Here is an 11,255-nt window from a genome sequence, read left to right as displayed (position 1 = left end):
TGTGTAACTATCTTCATTTGTTATTGTATAATTTATATCAAACCCCTTACTTTTAGAACCTAAAGAACTGTCTACACCACTTATGCTTGGAGTTGTTGACTTATATTGACACTGTATATAGAAAGTATCAGAATCTCTAATTCCATTTATTTCTCCATTTGGAGTAAAGAAATAACCATAAGTAAGTTTATAACTATTACCTGGATATAAATCATAAACTGCCCTTTCTCCATAAATAGTTGACTTTCCATCATTTAATGAGCAACTGGTTATACGATACGAGCCATATGAATCATTTTGGTAGTCTTTTACATAATTCCAAGCATTTATAGTAGTCTTAGTAGATGGTTTTTCTACTAAAAAAAGCGATGGAACTCTTAAACCTGGATATGACATTTAATCACCTCTTTCTTAATTTATAGTTTTATTGTACATAATTTTAAAACTATAAAAATCTACAAAGTGTAGACAGAGTTTAGGAAAAATGTGAGTGAACTTATATATTTTTAGGGATAAAAGAGAACATTTATTATAATATATGTTCTCTTTTTGTAGCATTATGTTAAATTGTATATTAACTGCAGAACTTTTCGAAAACAATTATTTTATCTTTAATTCTTCTATCTCTTTATTATGATTATTTATTGTTACTTCGCGTCATTACATATTTTTTTAAAAGTTCTTTATTCATTAAAATCACCTTATTTGTACTAAAATATAAAATTAATTATAAGCCAAAGCAATCCAATTAATTTTACTACTTCCACTTCCAATGATAGGACACGTTATAGTATTACCATTTTTAAATTCGCTAAGACTCCAAAGATAAGAGGAGACTTGTCTTCCAAGTGCAGTATTTTTGGAAGAACAGAAAAAATGGCCACTATAGTAAATAGCTGTAGCATTAGTTGAGCGTGTGTCATTAGTTCCACTTTCAATACTACTATATGCAATAAATATCACAGGGTTATAAGTAATGTTACTAATTGAAATGTAACTACACTGAACAACTGTGGCATTCTCATAAGTATCAAATTTCTTATATGAAGAAGGGCTTATAAGATTTGCAGTTCCTGAATAAAGTTTCATGCTTCCTCTTAAAGAATCCTGTAAATTACTTATAGTATTGTTCTTTTCTATTAATTGATTTTGTAAATCCTGTACACTTGCATCTGAACTATCAAATGACCCCTTTATCTTTTCTGACAACTCCACTAAAGAATTATTTAAACTTGATTCAATATTCTTTAGTGATAATACATTTATTATAGAAGTTTTTCCATTTATTAAACCATGTTTCATTTCTTTAATTTTGGTTTTTATGTCTTGTAAACTTGCATCATCACATAAAGGCATTATATACTTACTTATACTTAATACCTTTTCTGCTATAACATTAGTACTATCTGTAACAACTATTTTAAGTGTGTGCAGCGCATTATCTTCCAATGTATAGTTAATTGTTTTCTCTATTGTTAAATCTGTTGTGATAGTTTCTTTTAATACATCATCAATAAATACTTCAATTTTAGTTAATAATGCAGGGTCTGTGTGGTTTGCTTTAAATATTACTGTAGTGGAATTATATGAGGATATGTTCAAAAATGGTAATGCTTGGATTAATGTTATTCTAGCATAGCCATTAGACATAGATGTATTACCTCCAATACTCATGGTAGTATTTTCAAAATAATACTCAGATGTTGGTGTATACCCTTTTGGTTTATAACTGTCTTTAGTTAAGATATATCCGCTACCACCAGAAGCAGATATATAAGCAGAGCTACGACCACCTGCACCACCATACCATCCTCCTCCTCCTCCAAAAAAACAGTTTGAATAATTAGAGCCACCGCCTAATCCAAATGAACCATCATATTCAGAAGAAGAACCCCTACCACCATCATATTGAGTAGCTCCTGGCGTATATTCACCACCAGAACCACCACCATTACCTCCTTTTAGACCACCACCAGAACTATCTTTCTCACTTTTGTTATAAGCAGCATTAGCGCCAGCACCACCTGCTACAATAATACGAGAAAATAGTCCTTGTTCATTATCCCAAGAACCACCAACTAGCCTTATATCAGTAGCACCACCACCACAAGAATAACCTCCAGAACCACCACCATTAAATAAACGAGATTGACTATTAACGGATTCTCCACTTCTGCCTACATAAACATATAATAAAGTATCTTTTTTTAATGTAATTTCCCCCACAGAGTAACCACCTTTTGGCTTATATGTTGGTGTAAAGTCCGCTCTTGATGTATAGCCACCACTAGCCCCATAGCACTGAATTCTATATTTACCAGGTTTCAATGTAACACTTTGTTCACTTCCTGTATAATTAAATTCATAAACTGTTGCCATTTAATCCACCTCTTTCTTAATTTATAGTTTCATTGTACCTAATTTTAAAACTATAAATGTCTGCAAAGTGTATATGAAGTGTAGGCAAAATGTTAATTAATTTATATATTTTTAGAAATAAAAAAAGACTATGCTATATAGTCCTCTCCTACAATTTCTTTATATTCTGTTGCTGTTATCTTAGTCTTTGCAACTGCTGTTTTAACTTGATCTTTAGTCCAATTCCCATTGCTATAGAAATCTGTTATTATCTTATACCAATTCATATTATATCACCCCATTTGACATTAATTGAAATGTTAAATCTGCTATTGTTTGTTCTGTAGAATTTACTTTATTAATTAAGTTTTCTTTTTCAAGCTCTTCTTTACTTTTTACTATTAATTCATATTTGTAGTGCGTTTCTTTTGTTAATGTATTTACGTATAAAGTAGAGTAATACCCTTCTCTAAGTTCTTCTTGCATAATATTATCTACTAGTATTCCTTGCTTTAATTCCTCACTAGACAAATCAGAAGGTGTATAGTTTATCAATCCAACTTTTTTTACATCTATATAATTTGTATTACTTAAATTACCTAAAAAAATCAATTAAAACATCTCCCTTTTCACATAGAATTTTTTTGTTAATGCCAGCCTTGCTATAGTGCCATTATCAATATTACCATTAATATAAATATTATAATTTTTATAAATTATATTTGGAGAACCATACCCCTCAAACTCATATGAGTTTAGCTCGCTTAAATTACTTGAAAACTTTACTATTTTTGAGTGTTCAAGTTCATATCGACTCTTTGTTGCATAAATATAATTACTATCATTATCTAGACCTATCAAATATTTATATTTATCATCTGATAATTTTATTTGCAAACTTAAATTTGAAGTATATTTATTAAGATAGCCTTCGCCTAGGTAACCTGTAAGACCTCGATTACAAGAAACATAAACTTCGTTATTTAATAACATAATTTTACGTGCTCCATTACTATCACGTAAAATTGCTGATGCAATTTTCTGAGTTAAATTATGATTTAATAAATATATAGATGCTATGTCAGAACTATCTTGTACTAATACATATATACCTGCACTATTTACTTTTATATTTCCAACTGCTGAAAAACTTTTTATAGAAAGAGGAATACAATCTTTAGTTAAGTTTATACTAAATAAATTTGAAGAAGCATTGATTAGTATCATAGTAGCTGTACTATTTTTATAGCAATATAAAATATTATTATAAAAATACATATTGTCAACAAAATTATTAGTTATAGTTCTATTTACAGCTCCAGTTTTTTTATTAATTTGATATATGTTTTCTGTTGTAGAAGCATAAATATAATCTTCACTAATACAGAAACATTTAAAAATAGGATAACTTATTGAGAAAATAACATTAAAATTTAAATCTGTTTTTACTAATTTCGATGCTTTTAATACATAGATATAACTATCATCATAAAGAATATTTATAATACTGCTTGAGTCATTGAAATTCGTTTTTTTATCAACTACTGTAATTGCATTATCATATATTACCTTATTTTCTTCAATTTCCTTTGCAGTATTTTCTAGACTATCCATTATTTCCTTCAAACTGCTATTTTCATTTAATTTTGCCATCATTCACTCTCCTTCACAAAAACATATCTGTTAATGTATTCGCTATTGATATTCCTCTTACTTTTTGACCATTTATTTCTGCATTAAGATTATTTTGTTTGTCAGCTAATTCTTTTAAAGCATATTCTACATTATCACTTATAAAATTATTCTCTATATCTTCGATAGTTACTTTCTTTGCTTCTAAAACAAGATTTCTAACTTTGTTAACTAACTCTTTAAAAGTCAATTAAATCACCTCTTTCCAATAAAAAAGAACCTCTATATTGTTGGTTCTTTTCCTTCTACTACTCCACTTTCTTTAATTATATAATCTTCTACTGCTTTTCTATACTCTGTATTAGTTACATCATCTAGTTGAAATTCTTGATTTTTCAAAGGATTTAATCCTCTGTTTAATATCCTTTCTGCTAATATTCTTACTACAACATTGTTTATATTCATTATAATAATCCTCCCTGTAATTCATTAGTTATAATTAATAATTCATTTTCTAATTCTTCATAACTAAGTTCTTTGTCTTCTGCTGGACTACTTGATAATACTAAATAATTTTCATTTAAAGTTTCATATATTTCTATAATATATAAATTAGAGTTTTCATCAATTATTTTTTCTTTTTCATCTAAAGAATTATAATATACTTGTTTTTTCATAATTTATTCCTACCTTAATATTTTTAATTCTTCTATTTCTGCACGAGCTGCATATGAACCATCTAAATTTCCTGCTCCTACAGATGTTAATAATATTTGTACTTTTATATCCATGCCCTTCTCAACAATAATATCTTTTGTAAATGTTAGACTAGCAGAAGATGCACTAGGAGTATTGTCAGTAACATAAAAGTATTCTTTTCGGTTTCCACATAGTATCTCTATTTTTGCTGTTGCATAATCAGCACGCATTTTAGACGATTGAAGTTCGCCTGTGAATCTTAATGTGCCTTTTATACTAGATACTTCATTGTAAACGATGCTAGGAGTGTTTACAATTGTAGCCTGAATTCTATTTTTTAAAGAAAAAATTTCTATTGATTGAAAAACCCAGTTAACTTTTTCAATCAAATTAGTAAATGTTTCAGATGATGTTGCTGAAACATTTTTAGAATTAATTGTCTCCACTAATACATTTTTTAATGTTTCTATTTTTGTTTTAGTTGTACCAAATTTATCTGTTCCAATAAAAGGACTACCCAATGCACTAGATATATTATTTTTACCAGTTTGAAAATCAGCTTGTACATTTTCTAATGTAGTCATAAGTTCCTCTAAACTAGCATTATCAGTTAACTTTGTTGTCATATTTTCACCTCGCTTATATCATATCTATTAAATTATTTACTATAGTAATTCCTTTAGTCCTTTGGCCACTTATTTCTACCATTATTTCTTCTAATACCCCATCTAACTTATTACTTGTAAATCTATTATTAGCATCTGTAATACTTATACTGGTATCTACAAGTTGTATATTACCAATAGAATCAGTTATCTTTTTAGATGAATAAGTAGTCATTTCACTCACTCTATTATCATCAACGGTCGCATTAATAAAATGAGTCTCTGCATTCCCATTTATCACATAAACATTTAACTCAGTTTTTGTCTCACTTCTAATTTCAATAGAATTATCATCTATAATCCTAAAGTTTGTAACTACATTCTCTTTTGTAGTAGCATCTATAATATTTACAACTATTCTTTGTGTTAATAAGTTATGTGTTACAGTTGCCTTGAATCCACCTTCTTCATCATCTACCCAATCATCAATATCTATTGTTTGAGTAGATGCTACATTAGAACCCCCTGCTATTAGCTGGTCAATTTTGATATTTTGTTTCTCATTTTCTGTGTCAATTCTAGTGTTTAACTCTGTCTTAGTAGTTTCTATGTTACTTATTAACTCTGTTTTAGTTGTATCTATTTTAGTGTCTAACTCTTGTATGTTTTTTAAAGTCGCTAAAATAACAGTTGGGTCTACTTTTAAATTCACGCTTGAAGTGTTAGAAACTACTAAAATAATTTTTATAACTAAATCTTTTACACTTCCCGAATCAGCAGTTGGTTTATATGTTTCAGGATATTTAGATACTGCAATTAATTGATTTAACGAGTCAAATATACCTACTTCCCTTATCATAAATCCACCAACGCTACCTGGTATTACAGTTTCTATTACTATCCAGTTAGGATTTTCTTCATCTACTTTTACATTGTTTACAGAACCTTCCCAAACTACTTTTTTAAGTGTTGTCTGCTCTTCTGTTGGATTATATTCTGTTCCTGCTCCATCACCAAGTTGTAATTTCACCAAATCTACTTTATTGCCAAGTGCTGTAGCATTTGCAATAGATGCCATACCTATCTTTGTTAAAAGGGTATAATATTTTTGTTCTGCCAATTATATCACCTCCTGTTTTGGGTATAAAGTTACTTTTTCCATACTCCTATCATTACCTGTAGCTATAGTTAATTCTCCAAAACTTTCAAAGTTTGTTGGAGTATATGGGTATATGGTAACTGTTTCACCTGTATTCGTTGTAGAACCTGCAAACATGTGATTTTTATTGAATAAAATCATCTCAAATTTGTGTTCAAGATGACATGGTTTTATTTCTTCTATTTTCTTATCTAACTCCAAGATAGTGTTATAACTACAATTATTTGTTATAAAACTAAGTGTAAAACTAAATAGATTACTAAATACCTCTACATCAACATTAGTCTTTGTGTAAGCTTCTGAGATTGCCTTTATAACTTCTATTGTAGTTGTACCCTTACCTCTTAATTTGGCTTTTATATTACTTCTTCTAGTATTAAAATCCAACTTAGAATTTGTTTTTATTTTTAATAGATCTTCCCAGTCATCAAGCCCTCAAGTTGCTGTATCTATAAAAAACTGATCTAATAAATCATTCTTTTCATCAAGTAATGTTAGAAGTTCATTTTCAAGTGCATCTTGAATTTGTATGTCAATTTCATTGTTTGCAAAACTTGGTAAGTGGTCAATTAACTTCAATTTAACTCACCTCGATATTAAATGTAACATTTGAAACAGCAGGAACTTTTTCTTCATCAACTATTATGTTTTTAATATCTTCATTTATAAGTAGATTTTTTATATCATGCACTCCTTCTATGCTTGCTAATAAACTCATTATTTTTATATAAATAATCTCTCTTGAATTTTCTATTAAATAAGAATTTATAATATCTAAGAACACAACTTTTATGGATTCAATATCATATCCATTTTCAAGTGTTAAAGTCGCACTAATAGTAATATCAAAAGTACTTGGTGTAACAATTGTAACAGTAGGTCCAATAGGTTTTTCTTCTTCTATATGTTCAGCACATCTTTGTAATACTTCATTGTCAACTGATTGATTGTTTTGACCATAAATTAGAATTTTAATTGTACCTGGTCCATCCCAACAAGGAATTACTTTTGCATTATAAACACCTTCAACCTCTAAAGCCCAAGACTGGTAATGTGCTTTATTTCCACTCGTTGCTTGATTTTTTTGTATTTTATAGAACCTTTCTTTTAATTCTTCATCAGTTTCTATTTCTGTTCCACCCTTTAGGTCCAGTTCATTATAAATTTTAGTTACACCATTTATATTGTCTATAAGTTTAAATTCTGTGTTAGCTGATAAATTGTACTTAACGCCAACCTCCAAAGCCTGTATAGGGCTTACATTTAACTTACTATTTTCATCTATTGTAATATCTTTAATAACTACAAATAGTAAATCACTGTGAGATACTATTGTTCCATTTGGTATTTGAGTTCCCATTTTGCCTTCAAATGTTACTTCACCTATTGCTTCTGTACCTAACTTTCTATATACTCCAAATTCATTGACTCTTCTATCGAGAAAATCGTCAAAATTATCTTGAATAAAAACTCTTTTATGTATATAAGAAAGTTCTATATATAACTGTGCAAGTTCTGAATTAACAGGTGAAACTATATTATAAAGAGAAGATCCTTGACCTTTGTAAAGAGGAAGGTCTATGTTATTTAATGTTCTATTATTTAAGGTACTAAATGTTTGGTTATCATACAAAAGTAATCTTCTCCTCTCCATAGATTGTTTTTATATTCAAATTTATAGATAAATTATCATCCTTAAATTCTGTATTTGTTACATTAACTTCTAATATATATGGATTAATTAAGAGTGCTTCTTGTATATACCTTTTTGCTTCACTTTCAGTAAGGCCTTTAGTATACTTTTGTCCTATGAGATTTTTTATATCTGTTCCATAATCCCAAGTGTATATTAAATGAACATACTTATCTGTCTTTATAGTTTTATAAATCCATACTTTGATTGCTTCATTTCTTTCAACTACTTTAAAGTCTCCATTTTCAATTATCTTTTCATCTTTTTCAAAATTCCAAGCAAATTCCTTGAAAATAGGTAATTCTTCATTGGATGGAGAAGTATAATCCTCTGGAACACCCATGAAAGGGAAGATTGTACTCATTATAAACTCACCAACTTACTTACAACGGCAAACTTATCGCCTATTTTAAACATTATTACCATATCTCCAGATTCGAGATTATTAATAAAAGGATTTTTTATATTATGTTTGTGTTCTTGATTTATTTCTGTTTCAAATGTTTCTATCTGACTATTAAGTATCCAACTATCTATTAAAAGATTTTCTTTTTCCAATAAAAGAGTATTTATCTCTATCTTTAAATCTGGCAATTTATCTTTAACTTTACCAATAAAAAAAGAAGGCTGATTATGATATTTACCTTCTTTTCTCATTATTCCTATAAATTCATTAATTGGATCTGCCATTCTATCACCTCTTTTTATAAAACTCTTCGAGCTGTAGCAAAGTTTTTAGTGTAATAACTACTGCTTGTTTTGCTTATTTTAACTACATCACCTGTTTGTGGGGCATGTAGAAATTCTCCATTACCTATATATAAACCAACATGACTAACTGGATTATGGAAAAATACTAAATCTCCTGCTTGCAAATTACTTTGTTCTACTTTTTTACCAACTTTAGATTGTTGACTAGATGTTCTTGGTAAATTAACATTAACCTTTTTAAAGCAATATACCATAAGTCCAGAACAGTCAAAGTTACTTGGTCCATTGCCACCCCATTTGTATGGTTTTCCTAGATGTTTTTTTGCCTCTGCTATTACTGCTTTTGCTCTTTCTGTCATGTTTCCAGCATAACCACCTATTACTATTTTTCCTTTTCTTCTTCCAAAAGCCATCATATCTTCTACATTTCCAAATAAAATATCTATGTGATAAGTTCCATCTTTGTCTATAATTATGGCAGATCCAACATCATTTACTTTGTATGTTCCATCTCGATTTGAAACTCCTGTAACTAATTGTATTTCATCACCATATTTTAATAATGGATGTTTATCTAAGAAATCTTTTGTATAGTAAGATTGTTTGAAAGCACCAACCATAGGGGCGGCACATGTTTTTTTAGAAGGGTCTAATTTTTTCTTTCTACAATCTGTATCTCCACCCTCAGATTTTCTAGGACAATAAGCCGTAAATTCAGCAGGAAACTCTGTTCCTCCAGTATACTCTGAACTGCCATCTTCTTTTTGTTCATCTTGACCAGCAGATTTTTCATCCATAATGTTTTGAAAGTTAAGTTCAAGTTCAATCTGATAATCTCCATTTTGCCAAATATGTTTATCTGTATCTATATAAAAAAGTCCTATTAATTTTGTATATGAATCTTTTACTTTTACACCTCTACCAGTTATACAACTTATATCACCATATCCTTTTAAAGAGCAAGTTCTTTCTATGTCTTTAAACTCATTATCTATATCTACAGTGTCATTTTCTTGTTGTTGTATTACCTTTTGCATAATTACTCCAACATTTTTAAATATAGAGTCATTTATTTTTTCGTTAACCTTATTGCCATACTGATCAACAACCAGTACTTTATTTTTAACATTCTCCATACTTTCTGAAAAAGTTGTATTAATAAGATTAAAACCTTCTTCAAAGGTAATATCTAGAGTAACAATTCCTTTTTCAATGACATTAAATTTATCAAGATTGGCTTCTATCATGTATTTTTTCTTTGTTGTTTTGCTTGCTTCTGTATAAACACTCATTATAGTGTCATATCCATTTACACCAATAAACATCTTAGTGTATTTAACATTAGTCTTAGGTAAATTACCTAGTGGGAGTTTATTATCTGTAAAAACTTGTTTAGCAATATCTTCAACTAATTTATCTTTAAAATTATACGAAACTTCACTTTGTAAAAGTAAAAAACCCATATCTTTTGCAGTAAAATCAATACTGTTATTACTTGAATCAAGAGATCTGTCTATTATCATGCCTCTAAAAATCTCTTTATCATCTACATAGAAACAAATTGTACTTGCCACTGGAATATCTATTTGCCTAAAGTTAATATCAGATGATGATTGAATTATAGAAAATTCAAGTGTTCTTGATGGTGATCTATAATCTCCAGACCAGGTACATTTGTCTACTAAATCAGTTATATTATATATATTTCCGTTTTTTATATGAACTTGTATTTTGATTTTATTAATTATAAATCACCATCCTTTTATGGTATTATTAAAATCCATCCATTTTGTATTATGTTTGGGCTTTTAATTTTATCCTTATTGGCTTCGTAAATTTTCTGCCAAAGGTCACCATTTCCATAATATTTCTTAGCTATCTTAAAAAGAGTATCTCCTTCAACAACCTTATGTGTTTTTTGCTTAGTATCAAACCCTTTTGTTAGTGGAACATTCTTTTCAGAAGATAACTTTTCATCATTATTAATGTTTACTTTAGATATTTGTATCCTTCTATATTCTTTTAAACTTAAGGTAAAATAAACATCTCTTGAACAATCTTGCTCTTTGTAATTAAAATCTGCTATGATACATTCAAAGTTTACATTAGTTTCTGTAATTATAAATCTTAATATAAATCCCTCTTTCATCCAACCTTGTATTAAATTTACGCAATCATAAGGTTTTGGGAATCCATTGTAATTACAGAAACTATATTCTTGACTTGGAAAAAGGGACGTTATTTCTATATTCTTAAGTCCAACCCCTCCAAATACTGCGATATCTCCAATGCTTAATATGTTAGATGTATTTATTGTTGCATTTCCATTTATCTCGAAAGAAGGTGGTAGAATAGGGAATCTAAATGCATTATCTGCTTGTCTTAACCATATTTCCAT

At 28.7% G+C, this 11,255-nt stretch carries 16 protein-coding genes and 1 pseudogene; all 17 read right to left on the bottom strand.

The annotated features are described in order from the left end of the window. Positions 1-396: hypothetical protein (locus KGF41_RS18295; protein ID WP_227857034.1), on the bottom strand; the 396-nt coding region annotated here is incomplete at its 3' end. 327 nt (positions 397-723) lie between these two features. Next, on the bottom strand, positions 724-2,379 hold the full coding sequence (locus tag KGF41_RS18290; protein ID WP_227829918.1) for a glycine rich domain-containing protein: 1,656 nt from the start codon (positions 2,377-2,379) through the stop codon (positions 724-726). 128 nt (positions 2,380-2,507) lie between these two features. Further along, positions 2,508-2,645 carry an XkdX family protein gene (locus KGF41_RS18285; protein ID WP_227829919.1) on the bottom strand — a complete coding sequence of 46 codons (138 nt, stop codon included), beginning with the start codon at positions 2,643-2,645 and terminating at the stop codon, positions 2,508-2,510. A gap of 1 nt (position 2,646) precedes the next feature. Further along, entirely contained in the window at positions 2,647-2,970 is a 324-nt protein-coding gene (locus tag KGF41_RS18280; RefSeq protein WP_227829920.1) for a hypothetical protein, read from the bottom strand. Beyond that, positions 2,971-4,011, bottom strand: coding sequence for a hypothetical protein (locus tag KGF41_RS18275; RefSeq protein ID WP_227829921.1), 1,041 nt, complete (start codon positions 4,009-4,011; stop codon positions 2,971-2,973). It lies immediately after the preceding gene. 13 nt (positions 4,012-4,024) lie between these two features. Next, entirely contained in the window at positions 4,025-4,240 is a 216-nt protein-coding gene (locus KGF41_RS18270; protein ID WP_227829922.1) for a hypothetical protein, read from the bottom strand. A gap of 32 nt (positions 4,241-4,272) precedes the next feature. After that, complete coding sequence (locus KGF41_RS18265; protein WP_227830497.1) at positions 4,273-4,455, bottom strand: hypothetical protein; 183 nt, start codon at positions 4,453-4,455, stop codon at positions 4,273-4,275. After that, positions 4,455-4,667, bottom strand: a complete 213-nt coding sequence (locus KGF41_RS18260; RefSeq protein ID WP_021402023.1) for a hypothetical protein — start codon at positions 4,665-4,667, stop codon at positions 4,455-4,457. The genes KGF41_RS18265 and KGF41_RS18260 overlap by 1 nt, the downstream gene beginning before the upstream one ends. Before the next feature lie 9 nt (positions 4,668-4,676). Further along, positions 4,677-5,315: a hypothetical protein gene (locus KGF41_RS18255; protein WP_227830496.1), complete on the bottom strand. Its 639-nt coding sequence runs from the start codon at positions 5,313-5,315 to the stop codon at positions 4,677-4,679. Between the two features lie 13 nt (positions 5,316-5,328). Continuing rightward, positions 5,329-6,414, bottom strand: a complete 1,086-nt coding sequence (locus KGF41_RS18250; RefSeq protein WP_227850729.1) for a phage tail protein — start codon at positions 6,412-6,414, stop codon at positions 5,329-5,331. Continuing rightward, positions 6,415-6,876 (bottom strand): annotated as a pseudogene (locus KGF41_RS18245) (putative phage tail protein); the annotation flags it as partial. 12 nt (positions 6,877-6,888) lie between these two features. Beyond that, entirely contained in the window at positions 6,889-7,032 is a 144-nt protein-coding gene (locus tag KGF41_RS18240; RefSeq protein WP_227829869.1) for a hypothetical protein, read from the bottom strand. Position 7,033: 1 nt separating this feature from the next. Beyond that, positions 7,034-8,086, bottom strand: coding sequence for a baseplate J/gp47 family protein (locus KGF41_RS18235; RefSeq protein WP_227483715.1), 1,053 nt, complete (start codon positions 8,084-8,086; stop codon positions 7,034-7,036). Then, positions 8,079-8,510, bottom strand: coding sequence for a DUF2634 domain-containing protein (locus tag KGF41_RS18230; RefSeq protein WP_227829870.1), 432 nt, complete (start codon positions 8,508-8,510; stop codon positions 8,079-8,081). The genes KGF41_RS18235 and KGF41_RS18230 overlap by 8 nt, the downstream gene beginning before the upstream one ends. Then, positions 8,510-8,836 carry a DUF2577 family protein gene (locus KGF41_RS18225; RefSeq protein ID WP_227829871.1) on the bottom strand — a complete coding sequence of 109 codons (327 nt, stop codon included), beginning with the start codon at positions 8,834-8,836 and terminating at the stop codon, positions 8,510-8,512. The genes KGF41_RS18230 and KGF41_RS18225 overlap by 1 nt, the downstream gene beginning before the upstream one ends. 14 nt (positions 8,837-8,850) lie before the next feature. Further along, entirely contained in the window at positions 8,851-10,380 is a 1,530-nt protein-coding gene (locus KGF41_RS18220) for an NlpC/P60 family protein (RefSeq protein ID WP_255287872.1), read from the bottom strand. A gap of 239 nt (positions 10,381-10,619) precedes the next feature. Continuing rightward, a complete protein-coding gene (locus KGF41_RS18215; protein ID WP_227829873.1) occupies positions 10,620-11,255 on the bottom strand; it encodes a LysM peptidoglycan-binding domain-containing protein in 636 nt (211 codons plus the stop codon).

Origin of the sequence: Clostridioides sp. ZZV14-6150 (assembly GCF_020657875.1) — a bacterium.
Lineage (GTDB): Bacteria > Bacillota > Clostridia > Peptostreptococcales > Peptostreptococcaceae > Clostridioides.
The sequence above is the reverse complement of the archived record's forward strand: the minus strand, read 5'-3'. Positions and strand labels throughout refer to the sequence as shown.

Bases quoted from the DNA above. Each gene is read 5' to 3' on its own strand.
- KGF41_RS18290 (WP_227829918.1), bottom strand. From the start codon at position 2,379: ATGGCAACAGTTTATGAATTTAATTATACAGGAAGTGAACAAAGTGTT.
- KGF41_RS18285 (WP_227829919.1), bottom strand. From the start codon at position 2,645: ATGAATTGGTATAAGATAATAACAGATTTCTATAGCAATGGGAATTGG.
- KGF41_RS18275 (WP_227829921.1), bottom strand. From the start codon at position 4,011: ATGGCAAAATTAAATGAAAATAGCAGTTTGAAGGAAATAATGGATAGT.
- KGF41_RS18265 (WP_227830497.1), bottom strand. From the start codon at position 4,455: ATGAATATAAACAATGTTGTAGTAAGAATATTAGCAGAAAGGATATTA.
- KGF41_RS18260 (WP_021402023.1), bottom strand. From the start codon at position 4,667: ATGAAAAAACAAGTATATTATAATTCTTTAGATGAAAAAGAAAAAATA.
- KGF41_RS18255 (WP_227830496.1), bottom strand. From the start codon at position 5,315: ATGACAACAAAGTTAACTGATAATGCTAGTTTAGAGGAACTTATGACT.
- KGF41_RS18230 (WP_227829870.1), bottom strand. From the start codon at position 8,510: ATGAGTACAATCTTCCCTTTCATGGGTGTTCCAGAGGATTATACTTCT.
- KGF41_RS18225 (WP_227829871.1), bottom strand. From the start codon at position 8,836: ATGGCAGATCCAATTAATGAATTTATAGGAATAATGAGAAAAGAAGGT.
- KGF41_RS18220 (WP_255287872.1), bottom strand. From the start codon at position 10,380: ATGATAATAGACAGATCTCTTGATTCAAGTAATAACAGTATTGATTTT.
- KGF41_RS18215 (WP_227829873.1), bottom strand. From the start codon at position 11,255: ATGGAAATATGGTTAAGACAAGCAGATAATGCATTTAGATTCCCTATT.